Origin of the sequence: Stenotrophomonas sp. TWI273, from assembly GCF_039674765.1 — a bacterium.
Lineage (GTDB): Bacteria > Pseudomonadota > Gammaproteobacteria > Xanthomonadales > Xanthomonadaceae > Stenotrophomonas.
In genome coordinates this window covers 317,779-337,127 of record NZ_JBDJOA010000001.1, presented here as the reverse complement: position 1 = coordinate 337,127, position 19,349 = coordinate 317,779, and the positions used below count along the sequence as shown (strand labels likewise).

18 protein-coding genes and 1 pseudogene are annotated in these 19,349 nt (G+C 66.4%); all 19 read right to left on the bottom strand.

What is annotated here, in order from left to right:
* Positions 1-3: 3 nt before the first annotated feature.
* Positions 4-1,383, bottom strand: coding sequence for a FliI/YscN family ATPase (locus ABE571_RS01340; protein WP_313211866.1), 1,380 nt, complete (start codon positions 1,381-1,383; stop codon positions 4-6).
* Positions 1,380-2,015 carry a FliH/SctL family protein gene (locus ABE571_RS01335; RefSeq protein ID WP_088435059.1) on the bottom strand — a complete coding sequence of 212 codons (636 nt, stop codon included), beginning with the start codon at positions 2,013-2,015 and terminating at the stop codon, positions 1,380-1,382. Before ABE571_RS01335 ends, ABE571_RS01340 begins: the two co-directional genes overlap by 4 nt.
* Positions 2,012-2,998, bottom strand: coding sequence for a flagellar motor switch protein FliG (fliG, locus tag ABE571_RS01330; protein WP_026070041.1), 987 nt, complete (start codon positions 2,996-2,998; stop codon positions 2,012-2,014). Before fliG ends, ABE571_RS01335 begins: the two co-directional genes overlap by 4 nt.
* Positions 2,999-3,011: 13 nt before the next feature.
* Positions 3,012-4,652 (bottom strand): flagellar basal-body MS-ring/collar protein FliF, encoded by a 1,641-nt coding sequence (fliF, locus tag ABE571_RS01325; protein ID WP_346493049.1) that lies wholly within the window; start codon positions 4,650-4,652, stop codon positions 3,012-3,014.
* Positions 4,653-4,664: 12 nt separating this feature from the next.
* A complete protein-coding gene (fliE, locus tag ABE571_RS01320; RefSeq protein ID WP_313211863.1) occupies positions 4,665-5,027 on the bottom strand; it encodes a flagellar hook-basal body complex protein FliE in 363 nt (120 codons plus the stop codon).
* A gap of 310 nt (positions 5,028-5,337) precedes the next feature.
* A complete protein-coding gene (locus tag ABE571_RS01315; RefSeq protein WP_313211862.1) occupies positions 5,338-6,834 on the bottom strand; it encodes a sigma-54 dependent transcriptional regulator in 1,497 nt (498 codons plus the stop codon).
* A complete protein-coding gene (locus tag ABE571_RS01310; protein WP_026070040.1) occupies positions 6,831-7,208 on the bottom strand; it encodes a response regulator transcription factor in 378 nt (125 codons plus the stop codon). The genes ABE571_RS01315 and ABE571_RS01310 overlap by 4 nt, the downstream gene beginning before the upstream one ends.
* Positions 7,209-7,222: 14 nt before the next feature.
* Positions 7,223-8,635, bottom strand: coding sequence for an RNA polymerase factor sigma-54 (gene rpoN, locus ABE571_RS01305; RefSeq protein ID WP_313218269.1), 1,413 nt, complete (start codon positions 8,633-8,635; stop codon positions 7,223-7,225).
* Between the two features lie 264 nt (positions 8,636-8,899).
* Positions 8,900-9,532, bottom strand: a complete 633-nt coding sequence (locus tag ABE571_RS01300; protein ID WP_121036749.1) for a response regulator transcription factor — start codon at positions 9,530-9,532, stop codon at positions 8,900-8,902.
* An 87-nt stretch (positions 9,533-9,619) separates the two neighbouring features.
* The gene (locus ABE571_RS01295; RefSeq protein WP_346493048.1) at positions 9,620-10,201 is read right to left on the bottom strand and encodes a PilZ domain-containing protein; all 582 of its coding nucleotides are present in this window, start codon (positions 10,199-10,201) and stop codon (positions 9,620-9,622) included.
* Positions 10,198-10,497, bottom strand: a complete 300-nt coding sequence (locus tag ABE571_RS01290) for a hypothetical protein (RefSeq protein WP_346493047.1) — start codon at positions 10,495-10,497, stop codon at positions 10,198-10,200. The genes ABE571_RS01295 and ABE571_RS01290 overlap by 4 nt, the downstream gene beginning before the upstream one ends.
* Entirely contained in the window at positions 10,494-10,781 is a 288-nt protein-coding gene (locus tag ABE571_RS01285) for a hypothetical protein (protein ID WP_019184790.1), read from the bottom strand. Before ABE571_RS01285 ends, ABE571_RS01290 begins: the two co-directional genes overlap by 4 nt.
* Positions 10,778-11,197: a flagellar export chaperone FliS gene (gene fliS / locus ABE571_RS01280; protein ID WP_019184789.1), complete on the bottom strand. Its 420-nt coding sequence runs from the start codon at positions 11,195-11,197 to the stop codon at positions 10,778-10,780. Before fliS ends, ABE571_RS01285 begins: the two co-directional genes overlap by 4 nt.
* Positions 11,198-11,334: 137 nt before the next feature.
* A complete protein-coding gene (gene fliD / locus ABE571_RS01275) occupies positions 11,335-12,675 on the bottom strand; it encodes a flagellar filament capping protein FliD (protein WP_346481047.1) in 1,341 nt (446 codons plus the stop codon).
* 183 nt (positions 12,676-12,858) lie between these two features.
* Positions 12,859-14,409, bottom strand: coding sequence for a flagellin (locus tag ABE571_RS01270; RefSeq protein WP_346482283.1), 1,551 nt, complete (start codon positions 14,407-14,409; stop codon positions 12,859-12,861).
* 223 nt (positions 14,410-14,632) lie between these two features.
* On the bottom strand, positions 14,633-15,460 hold the full coding sequence (locus ABE571_RS01265) for a flagellin (RefSeq protein ID WP_346493119.1): 828 nt from the start codon (positions 15,458-15,460) through the stop codon (positions 14,633-14,635).
* A 21-nt stretch (positions 15,461-15,481) separates the two neighbouring features.
* Positions 15,482-16,174, bottom strand: a pseudogene (locus ABE571_RS01260) (flagellin); the annotation flags it as partial.
* A gap of 86 nt (positions 16,175-16,260) precedes the next feature.
* Complete coding sequence (gene flgL / locus ABE571_RS01255) at positions 16,261-17,469, bottom strand: flagellar hook-associated protein FlgL (RefSeq protein ID WP_346493046.1); 1,209 nt, start codon at positions 17,467-17,469, stop codon at positions 16,261-16,263.
* A complete protein-coding gene (gene flgK, locus ABE571_RS01250; RefSeq protein WP_346493045.1) occupies positions 17,466-19,346 on the bottom strand; it encodes a flagellar hook-associated protein FlgK in 1,881 nt (626 codons plus the stop codon). Before flgK ends, flgL begins: the two co-directional genes overlap by 4 nt.
* Between the last annotated feature and the right edge of the window lie 3 nt (positions 19,347-19,349).

Genomic DNA, 19,349 nt, shown 5'->3' with positions numbered 1-19,349 from the left:
GGCTTAACTCTCTGGTTCCACCAGCCGCTTGAGGGCGGCCTGACTGTGCGGCAGGTCGGCGGCTTTGCCGACGTCCTGGCCGAGGAATTCAACAATGTCCGACCAGCGCTCCAGCGCCTCGTCGGTCGCCGGGTCGTTGCCGCGCTGATACGCGCCGATCGCGATCAGGTCGCGGTTGGACGAATACGCCGAGACCAGCCGCTTGAGCTTGCGGATGCGCAGGCGCCACGGCTCGTCGGCGATTTCCGTGACCACGCGGCTGACCGAGGACTCCACGTCGATGGCGGGGTACAGGCCGCTGTCGGCGACGCGGCGCGAGAGCAGGATGTGACCGTCAAGAATCGCGCGTGCGGCATCGGCGATCGGATCCTGCGGATCATCGCCTTCGGTCAGCACGGTGTAGAACGCGGTGATCGAGCCGCGGCCCTTGGCGCCATTGCCCGCGCGTTCAACCAGTGCGGGCAGCTTGGCGAATACGGAGGGCGGATAGCCGCGGGTGGTCGGCGGCTCACCGACGGACAGGCCGATCTCGCGCTGGGCCTGGGCGAAGCGGGTCAGCGAGTCCATGAGCAACAGCACGTTCAACCCCTGGTCGCGGAACCACTCGGCGATCGCGGTGGCGCGGTAGGCACCGTGCAGGCGGGCCAGCGGCGGGCGGTCGGCCGGGGCCGCCACCACCACGGCGCGGCGCAGGCCTTCTTCGCCCAGCGTGCTTTCCACGAAATCGCGGACCTCGCGGCCACGTTCGCCGATCAGGCCCACCACGATGACATCGGCGGCGGTGTAGCGGGTCATCATGCCCAGCAGGGTCGATTTACCGACACCGGAGCCTGCGAACAGGCCGACACGCTGGCCGCGACCGATCGGCAACAAGGCGTTGATCGCGCGTACGCCCACGTCCAGCGGCTGGGTGATCGGCTCACGCGAGAGCGGGTTGATCGAGACGCCGGCCATGCCGACGGTGCCTTCGGCGCGGATCGGGCCCTTGCCATCCAGCGGCACGCCGTCGCTGTCGATCACGCGGCCGAGCAGGCCTTCGCCCACTTCCACGCCACCGCGGCCGAGCGAGGGCACGACCCGCGCATTGGGCAGCAGGCCGTGCAGTTCGGCGCTGGGCATCAGGTAGGTGCGTTCACCGGCGAAGCCGACCACTTCGGCATCGACCCAGCCACCGTCGGCCACCTCGACCTTGCAGCTGGCGCCCATCGGCGCTTCACAGCCGACTGCTTCCAGCGTCAGGCCAACCGCGCGGCGCAGCACGCCTTCGCGGATCAGGCCGCGGCCATGCGCGGTATCCGGGCGGATGTTGTCCAGCCGCGACGCCAGCCGCAGGTTGCGCGCGGCGGTCCAATCGGCGGGTGGGGGCAGGGTATCGGTGTTCATGGGGTGGTTCCGGCTTTGCGGATGACCGCATCCAGGGCGCCGCGCAGGCGTGCATCCAGCGTGCCGTCGATGCGCACGGCCTCGGCATGCACGCGCAGGTCGCCGCGGCTCAGGCTCAGATCCGGCGTCAGGCGCTGGTTCGGGGCCAGGTTGAGCACCGGCGCCAGCGCAGCGATGTCGTCTGGATGCAGGCGGACCTCCACATCGCGGCTCGCGCCACCAACGGCATCCACCGCTTCATTGACCAGCTGCGCCAGCAGTTCCGGTTCGGCCTCGTAGGCACGCCCGACCAGGTTGCCGGCCACCCGCACTGCCAGCTCGCCGAGTGCGGCGACCACTTCGTTCTCCAGCCGCACCAGTGGCCGGCTGAAGTTGTCCAGGATGCCTTCGATCTGCGCGATCAGCCGGCGCACTTCCGCCTGGCCCTGGGCCAGCCCTTCGGCGTGCCCCTGATCGAAACCGTCTTTCTCGGCGCTGTCCTGGATCGCCTGGATTTCTTCCAGGGTCGGCAGCTGCAGCAGCGGTTCCGGCTCGTGCTCCGGATCCGGTTCGGTGAGCTCGAACTGCTCTTCCGGCGGCGGCTCGGGCACCGCCAGCAGGTCCGGGGCAAGCCAGCGCACGGCGTTGTTCACAGCATGGCCTCCGCGTTGCCGCCAATGGTGACGGTGCCTTCATCGGCCATCCGCTTGACGATCGCCAGGATCTCGCGCTGCGCCACTTCCACATCGGACAGGCGCACCGGGCCGCGGGCTTCCATGTCTTCGAGCAGGATTTCAGCGGCACGCTGGGACATGTTGCGGGTGATCTTGTCGCGTACCTTGATGTCGGCGCCGCGCAGGGCCAGGCCGAGGCGCTCGCCGCTGACTTCGCGCAGCACCAGCTGCAGTTCGCGGTCGTCCAGGTCGACCAGATCGTCGAACACGAACATCAGGTCCTGGATGCGGCCGCTCAGCGGGGCATCGATGCGGGCGATCTCGCCCAGGATCGCCTGATCCTGGCCGCTGTCCATGAAGTTCAGAATGTTGGCCGCACACTGCACGCCGCCCACGTTGGACGACTTCAGGTTCTGGTTGCCGGCGAACTGGCGCTCCATGATCTCGTTGAGTTCATTGAGCGCGTTCGGCGGAATGCCATCCAGCGTGGCGATGCGCAGCAGTACGTCCACGCGGGTGCGTTCGGGCAGCAGCTTGAGCGCGTCGGCGGCCTGGTCGGTTTCCAGGTGGGCCATCACGATGGCGATGATCTGCGGGTGCTCGTTGCGGACCAGGTCTGCGACGGCACGCGGATCCATCCACTTCAGCGCGTCCAGGCCGGTGGTGTTGCGCCCCAGCAGGATGCGGTCGATCAGGCTGCCGGCTTTTTCGGTGCCCAGCGCCTGCACCAGCATGTTGCGGATGTAGTCGTCCGAGCCCACGCCGAGCGAGGTCTTGGAGCCCAGCTCGCTGCCGAACTGGTCCATGACCCGCTCGACCTGCTCGCGGGTGATGTCGGTCATGGTCGCCATCGCGATGCCGATCTTCTGGACTTCCTTGGGCTCCATGTGGCGCAGCACTTCGGCCGCGTCCAGTTCACCCAGCGAGAGCAGCAGGACGGCAGCGCGCTGAACGCCGGTCAGCGGGGGAGGTGCATCAATCATTGGCCACCCAGCCCTTGACCACCTGGGCCACGCGCTTGGAATCGGTTTTTACAGCTTCACGCGCCATGCGCAGTCGTTCCTCGTAAGAGTCCACCGGCAGCGCCAGCGGTTCATGTCCGGCCGCGTGCAGGCGCTCGCTGCCGATCGCCGGCAGCCCTTCGCCATCGTCGACCAGCTGCACATCGGCACGGTGGGGTTCCAGCGCGTCATCCTTGGGCTTGGTCTGGCCGGTGATCGAGCGCAGCGCCGGGCGCAGCACACCGAACACCAGGGCCAGCACCACGATCGCGCCGAGCAGCAGACGCAAGGCGTCCTGCACCTGGGGCAGCTCCCACCACTTCGGCCCTTCGACCGGCGTCACTTCGCGCACGAACGGGGCATTCATCACCGAGACCGTGTCGCCTCGTTCGGCATCGAAGCCGACCGCCTGCTTGACCAGCGCTTCGACGCGCGTCAGCTCGGCCGCCGAGAGGGCCTGGTCGGCCATCTTGCCGTTGGCACCGGCGCGCGGCACGTTGTCCACCAGCACCGCCACCGAGACGCGCTTGATGCGACCGGCCGGCTGGCGGGTGTGCTGCAGGGTGCGGTCCAGCTCGTAGTTGCGGGTCGCGTTCTTGGAGGTTTCCGTCGGCGCCTGCGCCGTGGCCGGTGCGGCGGCCGGGCCGGGCGGGGTATTGCTGGCAGCCCCGGGCACGCCCTGCGGGCCGGGCACGTTGCTGCTGTTTTCGCTCATCTGCTCACTGCGCAGCTTCTGCGGCTCGCCGTTGTAGAGCTCGCGGGCTTCTTCGATCACCGAAAAATCCATGTCCACGCTGACTTCCGGGTTGACCCGGCCGGGGCCGGTCATCGGCTCGAGCAGCTCGCGGATGCGCTGATTGAACGAGGTTTCCTGGCGGCGCACCTGCTCGAACTGCGCGGCATTCATGGCCGCTTCGCTGTTCGGGTCGGAGACGCTGAGCATGCGCCCGCTCTGGTCCACCACAGTGACGCGCTCGGGCGCCAGGTCCGGGATGCTGGCGGCGACCATGTGCACGATCGCATCGATCTGGCCGCGTTCAAGCTGCTGGCCACCGCGCAGCTCCAGCACCACCGAGGCACTGGCCACGTCACGCTGGCGGGTGAAGGCGCTGGGCTTGGGGATGGCCAGGTGCACGCGCGAATCACGGACCGGGCGAAGCGTGTTGATGGTGCGCGAGAGCTCGGTTTCCAGCGAGTGCTGGTAGCGGGCGTTTTCCATGAACTGGCTGACGCCGAAGCCCGGGTCACGCTCCATCAGTTCGAAGCCCAGACGGCCGCTGTCGGTCAGGCCGGAGCCGGCCAGCTTCAGGCGGGCATCGTGCAGGTTCTTTTCCGGCACGGTGATGCCGCCGGTGGCGGGATCCAGCTGGAAGGGAATCTGCGCCGCGCGCAGCAGGTCGGTGGCCTCGGCCGTGGCCTTCTGGTCCAGCCCGGTGTACAGCGGCACCATGCCCGGCTTCTGCGACCAGAAGAACACGAACAGTCCTGCCGCCACGGCCACGGCGATCATCGCCATCAGGCCGAGCCGACGGGTGATCTGCAGGCTTTGCAGCCGGTCGAACCACTGCCCAGCCTTTTCGGTGTTCAGCGATTCTTTGGAGAGCGACAGGGCCATGCGTTTCTATCCTTACAGCGGCATGTTCATCACGTCCTGGTAAGCCTGGACGAGACGGTTACGGACTTCCACGGTGGCGCGGAAGGCGATCTGGGACTGCTGCGAGGCGACCATCACTTTGGCCAGGTCCGCACCGGGTTCACCCAGTTCGAAGGATTTGGCCAAGGCGCCGGATTTCTGCTGCGCATCGTTGACGCCGGCGATGGCGCCGCGCAGCGTTTCGGTAAAGCTCGGGCCCTGGATCTCCTGGGGGGACACCAGACCCTGGATGGCATTGCTGCGCGGCAGCTCCGTCAGCGGACTGACGGCGGGCTGCCCTATCTGGGTCTGGAAGGTGCGGATCTGAGAAAGGATCGAGGTGACGGAGTGCGACATCTGGAACGTTCCGAAGCAGGGGTGGGTTACACGGGAATACGTTGCAAGTGCCGTGCCGAAACGGATGAGTGGTTCAGTTTTGTAAGGGTGGCGCGGGTTTGCGTATTCAGCGGCGCCTGCAGGCGCGGCCGTGATCTTCGTCAGGCGCCGGGGAGTGGCCGAGCGGCGGTGTGACGCGGTGGCGTGCCGGAGAGTCGACGCCGGAAAACCGGCGGAGGGTGCTCTGAGCCTTCGAGGCGGAGACCATTTGACAGATCCACAAAAAAGCCCGGGACAGGCCCGGGCTTCTGGTTTCCACGTGTTGATCGGCTCAGCCAGCCAGTTCGGTCTGGTCGCGCTCGATGCCGTACTTGCGCAGTTTTTCCACCAGGGTGGTGCGGCGCAGGCCGAGCAGCTGGGCGGCGTGGGCGACGACGCCCTGGGTGCGTTCCAGCGCTTCGTTGATCAGGTTCAACTCGATGTTGGCCATGTGGTTGCGCAGGTCCAGGCCGTCGTCGGGCAGGGCCGGGGCGCGGCTGACGGGGCCGTTGCCGTTGTCCAGGGCCGGGGTGCTCTGGGCGCCCGGGGTGTGGAAGGAGAAGCTGCGCAGGTCCAGGCGTTCGTCGGCCACGGCGGCTGGCGCCGCTACGGCCACCGGCGCGGCGGCGGCGAAGTCACCGCGATAACGGGCCGGCAGGTCCTGCACGCGCACGTTGCCACTGGGGTGCAGCACGGCAAGGCGCTCGACCAGGTTGGTCAGCTCGCGCACGTTGCCGGGCCACTCGTAGGCGGCCAGGGCCTGCAGCGCTTCGCCGGTGAAACGCACTTCACCACGCCCGGTACGGGCCAGCTGGCCGGCGATGGTGGTGACCAGTGCCGGCAGGTCTTCGCTGCGCTCGCGCAGGGCCGGCACATCGATCGGGAACACGTTGAGGCGATAGAACAGATCCTCGCGGAACTTGCCGTCGGCGATGCGCGATTCCAGATCGCGGTGGGTCGCGGCGATCACGCGCACGTTGCAGCGGATGGTCTGGTTGCCACCGACGCGCTCGAAGCTGCGCTCCTGCAGCACGCGCAGCAGCTTGACCTGCATCGGCAGGCTCATGTCGCCGATTTCGTCCAGCAGCAGGGTGCCACCCTCGGCCATTTCAAAGCGGCCCTTGCGGGCGCTCAGTGCGCCGGTGAAGGCGCCTTTTTCGTGACCGAACAATTCGCTTTCCAGCAGGTCGGCCGGAATGGCGCCGCAGTTGATCGCCACGAACGGGCCATCGCGGCGGGGCGAGCGCTGGTGGATCGAGCGCGAGACCACTTCCTTGCCAGTGCCCGATTCGCCCAGCACCAGCACGGTGGTGTCGAACGCGGCGACCTGCTCGATCATCCGGCGCAGCTGGGTGACGGCCGCGCCATCGCCGGTCGGGCCCTGGTCCTGCACGGCGCCGGCCTGGTGCTCGGCATCCAGGCGCTTGAGGCTGGCACGGCGCAGCAGGCCTTCCATCTGCGCGTGGCGCAGCGGCGCTTCCAATGGCCACACATTGGCCTCGTGCAGGCCGAACTGCTGGGCGAATGCGGTGGTGTCGCCGTCGATCAGCATCACCGGCGGGGGCAGGGCACCCTTGCCCAGCCAGGCGAACAGCGCGTCGCTGCGGTCGGAATTGTCCAGCCCGCCGATGATCGCGGCCATCCAGTCGTTCGGGCGGTGGCGGGTGATGTCGAAGTCGTTGGCATCGGCCACCCAGCGCGGGTTGAAGTCCATGAACTCCAGCAGGGCGACGGTGCGCTCGGCGCGGACGGCGTCGTTGTCCAGTACCAGGATGCGGGATTCGCTCATGATCCGTTCCCCTTCAGGCCTTCCAGGATCGGCATCACTTCCTGGATGTAGGACAGCTTGCTGACGAAGTTGTCGGCCCCGGCGCGCAGCGCATGCTCGCGGTGTTCGGCGTCATCGAAGTGGCTGGCGATGACGATGTACGGCGCATCATCCTGGGATTTGATCAGGCGGGTCGCCTGCAGGCCGCCCATCTCCGGCATGGCCAGATCCATCAGCACCACCTTCGGGCGCAGCGACTCGGAGCGTTCGATCGCTTCCAGGCCATTGGCGGCGCTGCCGATCACGTCGAGCCAGTCGACCTTGCGGAAGTGGCGCATGGCGGCATTGATGAAACCTTCGTGGTCGTCGACCAGCAGGACGGTGAGCTTGTTCATGTCTTCCATTTCCTTCAGCCCACCCGGGCCAGGAGGTGCGGGGTGCTGGCATGGCTGCGGCGGCGTTCGCGCGCCGGGGCGATGTCCAGTTGTTCGCGGTATTTTGCAACGGTACGGCGGGCGATGTTCACCCCTTGGCGCGAAAGCAGGCCGGCGATGGCTTCATCGGCCAGCGGCCGGGCAGCCGGTTCGGATTCGATGAGACGGCGCACCATGGCCTTGACGGCCTGGCCGGAGACGCTGGCACCTTCAAGGCGCACGGCGAAGAAGTGCTTCAGCTCCAGCGTGCCGCGCGGGGTCTGCAGGTACTTGCCGGTGGTGATGCGCGAGACGGTGGACTCGTGCATGCCGATCGCGTCGGCCACTTCCTTCAGGGTGAGCGGCGCCATGGCTTCTTCGCCACGGGTCAGGAAGCCGGCCTGGCGTTCGATGATCACGCGCGCCGTGCGCAGCAGGGTGTCGTAACGCATCGACAGGCCGCGGGTCAGCCAGCGCGCTTCCTGCAGCATGTCACGCAGCGGCTGCGCCGCTTCGCTGGTCTCGGCCAGGGCCTGTTCGTAGTGCGGGTTGATACTGAGGCGGCGGCTGGTGGCCGGGTTCAGCGCGACGCGCCACTGACCATCGGCATGCCAGGCGACCACGTCCGGAATCACGACGCCGTTGCTGTCCGGCAGCAGGCTCTCGCCCGGGCGGGGCTGCAGCGACAGGATCAGCCGGACGGCCTCATGGATGTCGGCCACTTCGGCATCCAGCTGCTGGGCCAGGGCCGGGTAGTCGTGTGCGGCCAGCGCGGCCAGGCCGTCGTCGAGGACGCGCTGGGCGAGGTGGCGGGCCGGCACGCGGCCGGGCAGGGCGCGCAGCTGCACGCTCAGGCATTCGTACAGGTCCTGCGCGGCCAGGCCGATGGGATCGCCGTGCAGGATTCGCTGACGGACCGCTTCCACACCGGCAGCGTCCACATCGCAGCGCGCACTGGCGAGCAGGGTCAGCTGGGCAAGCGGGGCATCCAGATAGCCGGCGTCGTCGCAGTGCTCCAGCCAGAAACCAGCCACCGCCAGGTCGCGGTCATCCAGCTCCATCGCCAGCCGCTGCAGGGCGCGCAGCTGCGGATCGGAGGACTCGCCGGCTGCCACGCGCTGCATGCGGTCATCGTCACCGTCCTGCCAACCGGCACCGGCCACGTCCCACATGGTGCTTTCCGGCAGTTCGTCGAAGGCGGCCACATCCTGGGCGGTGGTGGCTTCGGCGGTGTCGGCAGCCACCGGCTCCGGCGCTTCTTCGATCTCGAGCAGCGGGTTGGTCTCGAGGGCGCGGCGGATTTCCAGTTCCAGCTGCATGCCGTCGAGCTGGAGCAGCCGGATCGACTGCAGCAGTTGCGGGGTGAGGTGGAGCTGCTGACCCATCTGGGTCGACATGGAGGCTTTCAAAGTGGTGTCCCGTTCGCACCGACTCCCCGGTGCGTTATGGAACACATCTTGCTTCTCTTCCCGTACGCCGGGAATCAGGGGGTTCCTGAGTCGGGTCGTCAAATCCCTGACAGCGTGTAGGGGCCGCCCCTACATCGGCGCGGTATTTTGACGGGTGTCCGGGGTCGAGGCCTTGTTCTTCCGTGCCAGTCCGCCTGATCGGGCTTCAAAAATCCGTCGCCCTGCCCGGTGGACACACGCCGTGCGCCGGAGAACCGGCGCGAATCACTCCAGCTCGTGCTGATGACGGGCGGCGAGCAGCACCAGATCATTGGCACGGCGGCAGCCCAGCGACTCCATCATGCGGGCGCGGTGCGTCTCCACCGTCTTGACGCTGATGCCCAGGTCCGCCGCGATTTCCTTGTTGCTCTCGCCCTTGCCGATCTGACGCAGGATCTCGCGCTGGCGCGGCGACAGTGCGGCCACACCGACCGGCTTTTCCCTGCCCAGCATGGGCGCCAGCATCTTGGCCGAGATCTGCGGACTGAGGAACACCTGACCGGCATGCGCGGCGCGCAGGGCGAGTTCGAGTTCCTGCGGGGCGGCATCCTTCACCACGAAGCCGACCGCGCCACGGTCCAGCGCATCGCGCACATGCACGGCATCGTCGTGCATGGTCATCATCACCACGCGCGAGCCGGGCGTACGCAGCAGGATGTCGCTCAGGGCTTCCAGGCCGGTGCGGCCGGGCAGGGACAGGTCCATCAGGACCACGTCCGGGGAATGCTGCACGCTCAGCTGCAGCGCCTGCTCGGCGTTGCTGGCCTCGGCGATGACCTCGACGTCGGCAAAGCCCTGCAGCAGGCGACTGAGGCCGGCACGGACCAGGGTGTGATCATCGACGATGAGAACGCGCACAGGCTGCTTGGGGAGCGGGGAGGCCGTCACCTTAACGGAGTGAAGGCCTACCGCCAAGCCGAATACGTCACAGTCGGGGCCGTACGGTCAACGCAGGCGACGCGCTTCGGCGATCTGGCGGCGGTGCAGGCGGAACAGATGCCGCTCCAGGGCCATTTCCAGCGCGTCGCTCAGCCCTTCGAAACGCAACCACAGGTAATGCGCGCCCGAGCCATTGGCCGCTTCGGCCACGATCACCACGGGCAGGTCGATATGGTCGGGCAGCCAATCGCAGGGCTGCAGGCGGATCACGCCCATGCTGCCCGGTGCGGCGCCGCTGCGGCTGCCCTGTTCCAGGCGGATGCCACGGCGTGACCAGCGCAGGGGGCGCAGTGGCAGGTCCTGCGCACTCTGCCGGACCAGGCGGCCCAGCAGCACCATGACCAGATCGAGCTTGGCTTCCAGGCGCTGCACCTGCAGGGTGGGATCGCTGCGGTCGTCATGACCGTCATCGCTGCGGGCATCCTCCACCAGCGCCACGCTGCGCAGCAGGGTCTCGGCCGTGCCGGGGCGGATCACCGCGCTGCCGATGCGGAACTCGGCCGGCAGCGCCACGTCGCAGCTCAGCGTCTCATCGAACAGCTCGCTTTCGGCCGGGTGATGGATGGCGCTGGTGCGAAGCTCGTTCATGAAAGGGATTCTGCGCAAAGGCGCGCCTGTGCGGCGCGGGGTGGGTGGCGATGGTCACGGCCAGGGCGGCTGGCACCCTCGCGTTGGCGCATCATGAACAGCATGATGCGCTGCTGGCGTGCCTGTAGTGAAGCCAGGCCCGGCACGTCGGACAGGGCTGATGGGCCGGCCAGATAATTGCGCTGGGCGGCATCGAGGGCATCAAGCTGGCGACCCGCTTCGACGAGGTTCTCATCGTGCAGGGCCGCTTCCAGTGCATCCAGCCGTGCGTTGATGGAGCCGAGCGAGGCGATCACAGTGCCTCTGCCTGCAGGTAGGCGTGGGCGGCGCGGAGGGAGCGACCGCTGTGCTGCAACTGCGCGGCAGCTTCGTCGCGAAGCTGGACCATGCGCGAGAGCACGCGCTGCTGATGGTCGCGCAACGCCTGGATCGCAGCATCGGTCGGGCGTTCAACCACCAGCGACAGCGCCGCGACCGCCTGCAGATGGTCGGTCATCAGGCGTTGGCTGGCTTCGTGGTCGCCGCTGGGCAACGCAGCTTCCAGGGTATCCAGGGTGTCGTGGAGCGGGCGCAGGTTCATGGCGCAGCAACCGGCCGCACCTGGCGGTGGTCGGCCGGAATGGCGTTCCACGCCGAGTCGATTTCCATCACCAGTCCAAGGGCCTCTTTCAGCGCCGTCGGATCGTTGTGCAGGTTGGCCTCGGTCAGGCGCATGATGATGAAATCGTAGAGTGCCGATAGGTTGGCCGCGATCTCTCCGCCGGCCTCATGATCCAGCGACCCGTTGAGGTGCCCGACGATGGCGCAGGCTTCGCCGATGGCCTTGCCCTTGCGCGGCTGATCATTGCGCTGCAGCGATGCTTCGGCGGTACGGATGCGTTCGCAGGCGCCGGCCAGCAGCAGGGCGACGAGCTTGTGCGGATCGGCATCGACCACTGAAGTGGTGACGCCGACCTTGCGGTACTGCTCGGCGAACTGCCGATTGGGACCGTACATGTATGGACTCTCCTGAGTTGCCTGCGTGCCGGAGTACCTGCGCGGTTGGCGCAGCGTGGCACAGGTCTTATTGGGTTATCGGCGCATACGGCCGCCGACTTGAGGCTGCCGTATGCAAAGGGGGAAGGCAGGGCGGATCAGCTGGTCAGCTGCGAGGCCAGCGAGCTGCTGGCCGATTGCATCTGGGTGACCAGCGTTTCCATGGCGGTGAACTGCTTGGTGTAGCGATCGGAGACTTTTTCCATCCGCGCATCCAGGTCGTCCAGTTGCTTTTCCAGCGCCTTGATCTGTTTGTTGAGCGAGCTGGTGCGCTGGGTGATGGTGCCCGTGGTCGCATCGAGATTGCTCTTGAGCAGCTCGGTCAACGGCTTGCCCATGGCGCCCTCGGCGCCGAACAGTTTCGTGGCGGCCTCGGGATTCTTGGACAACGCCGTATCGAGCGTGGTCGAGTTGAGGCTCAGGGTGCCATCGGCGGCGATGGTCACGCCCAGCGCCTTGAGGTCGTTGACGTTTGCGCTTATCTGGCCGCGCAGCTGCTGCTGCAGGCCGCGCACCATGGCATCGCCGGTCATGGTCGAGGCGGTGCCGGTTTCGGCGTTGTAGGCGCTGGAGTTCTTGAGCGTGGACTGGATGGAGTTGTAGGCGGTGATGAACGCGTTGAGGTTGGTCTTGAGCGTGCTGTTGTCCGGGCTGATGGTCAGCGTCTGGGTCTCGCCTTCCTTGGCCTTGGTCAACGTCAGGCTGACGCCCGGCACCAGATCGGTAATGGTGTTGGAGCTGCTGGTCCGGGTGAACCCGTCCACCACCACCACTGCATCCTTGGCTTCGACCATGACATCCATCGTCGAGGCATCGGTACCATCGTACTGCAGCGCCGCGAGCCCGCCGTTGCCACCGCTGGCGCTGACCTTGAGGGCGCCCTTGCTGCCGGCGTCGACCGCCGTCAGCACCAGGTGCTCGCCATCGTCGGCGGTGACGACCGCCGCGGTCACGCCCTTGCTGGCGGCGGCGGAATTGATCTCCGCCGCGATCTTGGCCAACGTTGCGCCCGCTTCGATGGTGACACTGACGCTCTTGTCGCCATAGCCGATCGTCAGCGTGCCGTCACCGACGACCGCCTCTTTCTCATAGGCCTTCGAACTCAGCTTCTGGTTCTGTGCCAGGGATTTTACTTCCACCTGGTGGGTACCCGCGGCTGCCTTGCCAGCCGTGGTGCTGGTATCCAATGCGGCGGTGAAATTGGACTCGGTCGGCGTGCTGGTCTTCAGCCCGGGGGTGGCCATGCCCTTCGTCAGCGCGGTCAGTGCCGTCTGCAGACCGGTCATGCCGCTCTTGATGGTGCCCAGCGCCGAGAGTTTGGCGCTGGCGGCCACGCCGGCGGTATTGATCTGCTTTTCCCGGGGTTCGCGCTCCTTGGCGACCAGCTGTGAAACCAGGGAGGGAATGTCGAGGCCGGAGCCAATCGTGCCGAGGGCCATGAAGGGGATCCTTGTTCTGGGGCGGGCCGTGCGGATGTCCTGCATCTGCTATCGGCGGGTGATGGACGAGCTTGAGCGCCTGGGCGCATCCCGGCGTGCTGCAAGCTCTGTGCCACGTTTGCTCCGGACACGAAGAAGGGGGCTTTCGCCCCCTTCCCGTTACTGCAAGGTACTACCGCTGGATCAGCGCAGCAGGCTCAGCACGTTCTGGCTGGACTGGTTGGCCTGGGCCAGCATGGCGGTACCGGCCTGCTGCAGGATCTGGTTGCGGGTCAGCTCGGCGGTTTCCGAAGCGTAGTCCACGTCGCGGATACGGCTACGGGCGGCGGACATGTTCTCCGACGAGGTGTTCAGGTTCGCAACCACCGAGGTGAAGCGGTTCTGGATGGCGCCCAGGTCAGCTCGCGAGGAGTTGATCGAGTTCAGGGCTGCGTCCATTGCCAGGATGGCGTTGTCGGCACCGTCCTTGGACGAGATGTCCAGGTCGGCAAAGCCTTCAGCAGCCTTGCCGGCAGTGAACTTGGCGGTGGTGGCGGCGAGGCCGGTGGCATCCTTCAGTTTGTCGGCAGTCAGGCTGCTCTTCACTTCGAAGTTGGCCTTTTCCGAGGTCAGCTGCAGCTTGCCTTCCAGCAGCGAAGCGGTGACGCCCGTTTCGTGGGTCTTCGCATTGATTGCGTTGACCAGCGCGGTGCTGCGATCGCCAGCGGTCTTTGCGCCACCGACGGTGATGTCGACGAAGCCCGAACCATCGCTCTTGCTGATCTGCAGCTGGCCAGCGGTGACGCCGGTCGAGAAGTCGGCGGCCTCTGCGATCTGAGTGGCGTCAGCGACGGTCACGCCAGCAGCAACGAAAGGCGCGCCAGTGATGCTGAAGCCTTTACCGGAGTTCGAAACGGTGATGGCGCCGGCAGCTGAGGACGTGGACACGCCAGCCGCAGCCAGTTCGCTGGACTTTGCAGCAAGCGCCGTGTTGATGTTGGCAATCATCGACGTGCGTGCGGCGGCGACATCTGCGCCGCCGGTGACGCCAGCAACATCAATCTGAACGCCGGACATGCTGAACGAGAACGCTGCGTACGCCCTTGCGCCGTCGGCGCCAGTGGCATCCTCCAAGCTGGCGCCATTGATCGTTCCTGCCGTTGCATTCGCGATCGCATCCTTGGCGCCACCGACGGGCACGTCACCGCTAGCCGTGGCCGCCTTGGATGCCGTCGTCCAGTTGCCCAGCTTGCTGATGTTGGCGTTGGCGACCTGCGAGATGTTGATCGTCTGGCCCTGGTTGGCGCCGATCTGGAAGGCCTGGTTGGTGAAGCTGCCGTCCAGCAGGTTGGTGCCGTTGAAGTTGGTCTGCTCGGCGACGCGCTGGATTTCCTGCTTCAGCAGCTGGACTTCCGCGTTCAGCGCCTGGCGGTCCGAATCGGAGTTGGTGGCGCTGCGCGACTGCACGGCCAGTTCACGGACGCGCTGCAGGTTGTTGCCGATTTCACCCAGGGCGCCTTCGGCGGTCTGGGCCAGCGAGATGCCGTCGTTGGCGTTGCGGGCGGCCTGGTTGGCGCCGCGGATCTGGGTGCTGAAGCGCTCGGAAATGGCCAGGCCGGCCGCGTCATCCTTGGCGCTGTTGATGCGCAGGCCGGAGGACAGGCGCTGGATCGTGGTGGCCAGGTTGGTGCCGCTGGTGCTCAGGTTGCGCTGGGCGTTCAGCGACATGGTGTTGGTGTTGATGACTTGTGCCATTGTGCGGTTTCCTTGTTGGCAGTGTGTCCGGCAGAGCAGCCTGACCGGTTTCGGGGGGCAGTGGCTGGCGCCCCACCAAGGGGTGTGCTACCGCTGCTGAAATCAATAACGGCACTGCACGTCCTGCCTTTAGCGGTCTTTACTGTTTTTTTCCCGGCGGCCAACGAAAAAGCCCCGCCATCTGCATGGCGGGGCCCCTTCTGAGCTCACTACCGGCGGCGGCTTACGACTGCAGCAGTCGCAACACGTTCTGCGGCACCTGGTTGGCCTGGGCCAGCATGGCCGTGCCCGCCTGTTGCAGGATCTGGCCGCGGGTCAGCTCGGCGGTTTCCTGTGCGTAGTCCACGTCGCGGATACGGCTGCGCGCGGCGGAAAGGTTTTCCGAGGTGGTGTTCAGGTTGGCAATAGTCGAGGTGAATCGGTTCTGGATCGCGCCCAGGTCCGCGCGGGCCGAGTTGATGGAATTCAACGCAGCGTCCATCGCGAGGATGGCGTTGTCAGCGTTCTCCTGGTTGGAAATGTCCAGCTCGGCGAAGCCAACCTGAGCAGTGCCAGCGGCGTAGTTGGTGGTCGCGCCGGCGGTCAGGCCGGTCTGCTGCGCCAACGCAGCCGCAGCCGCGGTCTGATCCGTGCCGATGGCACCCACGGTGAAGTTCTCGTCCTTCGACGTCAGCTTCAGCGCCCCATCCACCAGCGAAGCGCTTACGCCGGTTTCGTGGGTCTTGGCATTGATGGCGTTGACCATCTGAGTCGAGCGCTCTGCTGCGGTCTTGGCACTGTCAAGGTCAATGGTCACTGCCTGACCCGGGATGCCGTCCACGGTGCCGGTGATGGTGAAGCTGGTCTTGCCAAAGGTCGCTGGTGTGGCTTCGCTACCGTTGTTGACGGCGGCTGCAAACGTAGCGCCGTCGAAGCCGCCGCCGGTCTGGGTAATGGTGAAGTTGCCGCCATCTGCGCGGCTGAACTGGATATCCCCATCCGCGACGGTGCCCGTAACGGTAATGCCGGCGGCCTTGAGCTGCTCAGTCTTGGCGTCGAATGCCGTCTGCATATCAGCCGCCGAGACAGCAGTGCCGGCTGCGCGGCCCAGGATCTCTACGCTGCCGACAGTGAGGTTGTACGCAACCGTTCCACCCGCACCGACCGGCTGGAAGGTGCCGGACGCTGCCGAGATGGATGCTTCCGCCTTGACTGCACCACCATCCGGCGTGATGCCCTGAGCAGACGCGTTCGTCGAGGCACTGGTCCAGCTGCCCAGCTTATGTACATTCGCATTGGCGATCTGCGAAATGCTGATCGTCTGGCCCTGATCGGCACCGATCTGGAAGGCCTGGTTGGTGAAGCTGCCGTCGAGCAGATTCGTGCCGTTGAACGTGGTCTGTTCGGCCACGCGCTGGATCTCCTGCTTCAGCAACTGCACTTCGGCATTCAGCGCCTGGCGATCGGAGGAGGAGTTGGTGGCGCTGCGGGCCTGCACGGCCAGCTCGCGGATGCGCTGCAGGTTGTTGCCGACTTCGCCCAGTGCACCTTCAGCGGTCTGCGCCAGCGAAATGCCGTCGTTGGCGTTGCGCGCGGCCTGGTTCAGGCCACGGATCTGGGTGGTGAAGCGCTCGGAGATCGCCAGGCCGGCCGCATCATCCTTGGCGCTGTTGATGCGCAGGCCGGACGACAGGCGCTGGATGGAGGTGGCCAGCGAGTTGCTGCTGGTGGTCAGGTTGCGCTGAGCATTCAGCGACATCGTGTTGGTGTTGATGATCTGTGCCATGTTGCGTCTCCGTGGGTGCTCGATTCGGGTCGGGTGGGTCTGGCGCGGGATGCGCCCTGCGTGGATTCAGATGAAGGGAAGGGGGATCAGCGGATCATGTTGAAGAGGGACATCGACTGCATCTGGCTGAAAATCGTCTGTGCGGCCTGGAGAGCAGCGCTCTCCAGCTTGTACTGGCCGATGGCATCGGCGTAGTCGAGGTCACGCATGGTCGACAGCGTGGATTTGACGGTGACAGCGGTGGATTCACGCGCACTGGCCGCGCTGTCTATGGCGGCCAGTTGGGCACCGCCTTTGGCACGCGCATCGATCATGTTTTCCGATGCGCGGGTGATGTCGCGGATGCTGGACTGCAGGGTGTTCTGCAGTGCCGTGCGATCGCTGTCGGTCGACGGATCAGCTTCCAGCGCGCTGACCAGCTTGTCCAAGGTGGAGAAGATGTCGCGTGTATCCGCATCGCCAACGTTGAACGCATCGCCTGCGGCGGGCTTGCCTTCGATACGAAGACGAACCCCGGCGACCACGATGTCTTCCCCGGCAGCATGCGTGCCAGTGCCGACTACGGCGCCGCCGGCGTCCAGAACTTCGTAAGCGCCGTCGCCGGCATCGGTGAAGTGCACGGTCAGCGAACCGCCTGCCCACGCGCCGGTGCCGTCGCGACTGACCGAGGTCAGCAGGCCGCTGCCGGTGTTGGCGGCGCTCGCACTGGCATCCACCGCGCCATCGCCGGTGCGGATGCGCATGAAGATGTCGCTGCCGGGCAGGGCGTCGGACACCAGTTGCCCGGGGGCGACCTCCACCTGTCGCTGGCTCTGGTCACCGGTGTAGCTGACGCTGCCGCCGGTGAGCAGGAAGGGGGCGTCAGCATCGTTGTTTCCGCCGAAGAGGTAGCGGCCACTGCCGTCTTTGGAATTGGCCAGCGACAACAGGCTCTGCTGGATGGCCTTCAGCTCGCTGACGATTGCCTTCAGGTCGCTGCTCTTGGGTACCGGGCTGTTGGCCTGGATGCTCAGCTCGACCGCGCGCGACATCAGGTCGTTGACCTGCGCCAGCGCGTTCTCCTGCATGCCGAGGCGGTTCTGGACGTTGTTGGCGTTCTTGCCCAACTGCTCCAGCCCGGCGACGACACGATCCAGGCCGACGGCAGCGCCGGCCGAGACCGGGTCGTCCTTGGCGGAGACGATCTTGCTCCCGGTGGCGATCTGGTTCTCCAGATGGTTCAGCTTGGCCTGCTTGGCCAGCATCAGCGAAACCGACTGGTTGAACATCATGCCGGTAGAGATGCGGTTGTTCATGAGCGTACGGCTCCCAGGATCGTCTGGAACATGGTGTCGGCGGTGGAGATCAGCTGCGATGCCGCCTGGTAGGCCTGTTGAAGGCGGAGCATGTCGGCCGCTTCCTCATCCAGGTTCACGCCGGATATCGAATCGCGTGCGGCCTGGGCCTGGTCGGTGATCACCTGCTGGGCCTGCAGCGAGTACTCAGCCGAGCGGGCGGCGGCGCCGACCTGGGTGGTCAAGCCGCCCAGCGCGCCGTTGAGCGTCACCGTGCCTGCATTGAACGTTTTGGCGTCTTCGACCTTGGCCAACAGCAGCGCATTGCTGTTGTCCGAGGAACCGGCCGGGGTCGGCCCGATGTTGAAGGTGTCCCCCTGCTTGGGCGCACCGTCCAGCACGAAGCTCCAGCCGTTGGCGGTGATGGTCTGCCCGGCGGTGTAGGTGTTCGGGCCGACGCCATCGATCGTGTATTCGGTGGCACTGATGAACACGATCGCCGCCGGATTACGCAGCGCCGCGTTCTCCGCGTCGGTCACCTTGACCCCGGTGAGCTTGCCGGTGCCGGTGTTGGCCATCGCGGCGGTGCCCTTGATCGGCGCGGCGGCGGCGATGCGCGAGGTGTCGGTGATCGCCACTTCCATGCTGCCGGCCACGCCTGCGGTGGGCTGCAGCAGGAAGCGGTCGTCCTTGGCCGGCGCGCCGCTCATGACCAGGCTGACGCCATTGAGCACCAGCGGGTCGGTTGCGGTGCCGGTGCCGGTCATCGGGACCGTGGCGCCGGTGTCGGCGCGGGTGGCCTGCCACTGGGTGCCATCGAACTTCATCACGATGTTCTGGCCATCCAGCTTGGACAGATCGCCGAAGCTGGCGCTCATGCTGGCGGTGCCGGTGTTGCTGCTGTTGGCGGTGATGCGTGGGTTGCCGATGGTGAAGAAGTCGCCGCCCATGTTGCCGTACAGATCCGCGCCCTGGCGGTGGACGTCGTTGAAGCTGCTGGCCATGCCGATCGCCAGCTTGCCCAGCTCGGCCTGCGCCGGGGTCAGGACGGTATCGCGGAACTCCAGCAGGCCACCGATCTGGCCGCCGAGGGTCTTGCCATCGATGGTGATCTTCTGGCCCTGGCTTTCCAGCGCCAGCTGCAGGCGCTCTGGCTGGTACGGATCGGTGACGGTGGTGACCTTGGAGGCAGTGGTGCCCACCACCAGGGCCTGGCCGCCGGCGGTATAGACATTCATGATGCCGCCGTCCTGCATCACCGCGTTGCCGCCGGTGTAGCCGACCAGGTTGGCGATCAGCTGGTCCCGGCGATCGAGCAGGTCCGGGGCGGCCGTGGCCGCGTTGCTGCCGATGGAACCATTGAGCTGGGCGATCTCCTGGGCCAACCGGTTGATCTCGGTGGCGCCGGCGATCAGGCCATTGTTGACCTCGCCATTGAGGTTGTTGAGCTGGGTATTGAGCTGCTGGAAGCGGTTGGCCAGGGTCTTGCCGCTGTCCAGCACGTTCTGCCGGTCGGCGCTGCCCGAGGCGTTGGACGAGAGTCCGCTGACCGAATCGAAGAAATTCGACCAGACCCCGGCGACGTTGGTGGAGGCGTCGGAGAACATGGCATCGACCCGGTCGGCCATCGTGGACAACTGCTTCAGACGCGCCAGCTCACCGCTGCCATCGAGCAGGCGCGAGATGGCCAGCTGGTCCGCCACGCGGCGGACATCGGTGATGCGGGTGCCATTGCCGACGTCGCCATACCCGTAGTTCTGCGGGTTGGCGGTGGCGAAGTCCACTTTCTGCCGGCTGTAGCCGGGCGTTTTGATGTTGGCGACGTTGTGGCTGGTGGTCGCCAGGGCCCGCTGGAAAGCGAGCAGGGCGCTGGTGCCGGTGGAGAGTACGCTGGACATGGG

Bases quoted from the DNA above. Each gene is read 5' to 3' on its own strand.
- ABE571_RS01340 (WP_313211866.1), bottom strand. From the start codon at position 1,383: ATGAACACCGATACCCTGCCCCCACCCGCCGATTGGACCGCCGCGCGC.
- fliF (WP_346493049.1), bottom strand. From the start codon at position 4,652: ATGGCCCTGTCGCTCTCCAAAGAATCGCTGAACACCGAAAAGGCTGGG.
- fliE (WP_313211863.1), bottom strand. From the start codon at position 5,027: ATGTCGCACTCCGTCACCTCGATCCTTTCTCAGATCCGCACCTTCCAG.
- ABE571_RS01315 (WP_313211862.1), bottom strand. From the start codon at position 6,834: ATGAGCGAATCCCGCATCCTGGTACTGGACAACGACGCCGTCCGCGCC.
- ABE571_RS01310 (WP_026070040.1), bottom strand. From the start codon at position 7,208: ATGAACAAGCTCACCGTCCTGCTGGTCGACGACCACGAAGGTTTCATC.
- ABE571_RS01295 (WP_346493048.1), bottom strand. From the start codon at position 10,201: ATGAACGAGCTTCGCACCAGCGCCATCCATCACCCGGCCGAAAGCGAG.
- ABE571_RS01285 (WP_019184790.1), bottom strand. From the start codon at position 10,781: ATGAACCTGCGCCCGCTCCACGACACCCTGGATACCCTGGAAGCTGCG.
- fliS (WP_019184789.1), bottom strand. From the start codon at position 11,197: ATGTACGGTCCCAATCGGCAGTTCGCCGAGCAGTACCGCAAGGTCGGC.
- fliD (WP_346481047.1), bottom strand. From the start codon at position 12,675: ATGGCCCTCGGCACGATTGGCTCCGGCCTCGACATTCCCTCCCTGGTT.
- ABE571_RS01270 (WP_346482283.1), bottom strand. From the start codon at position 14,409: ATGGCACAAGTCATCAACACCAACACCATGTCGCTGAACGCCCAGCGC.
- ABE571_RS01265 (WP_346493119.1), bottom strand. From the start codon at position 15,460: ATGCAGACGGCATTCGACGCCAAGACTGAGCAGCTCAAGGCCGCCGGC.
- flgL (WP_346493046.1), bottom strand. From the start codon at position 17,469: ATGAACAACCGCATCTCTACCGGCATGATGTTCAACCAGTCGGTTTCG.
- flgK (WP_346493045.1), bottom strand. From the start codon at position 19,346: ATGTCCAGCGTACTCTCCACCGGCACCAGCGCCCTGCTCGCTTTCCAG.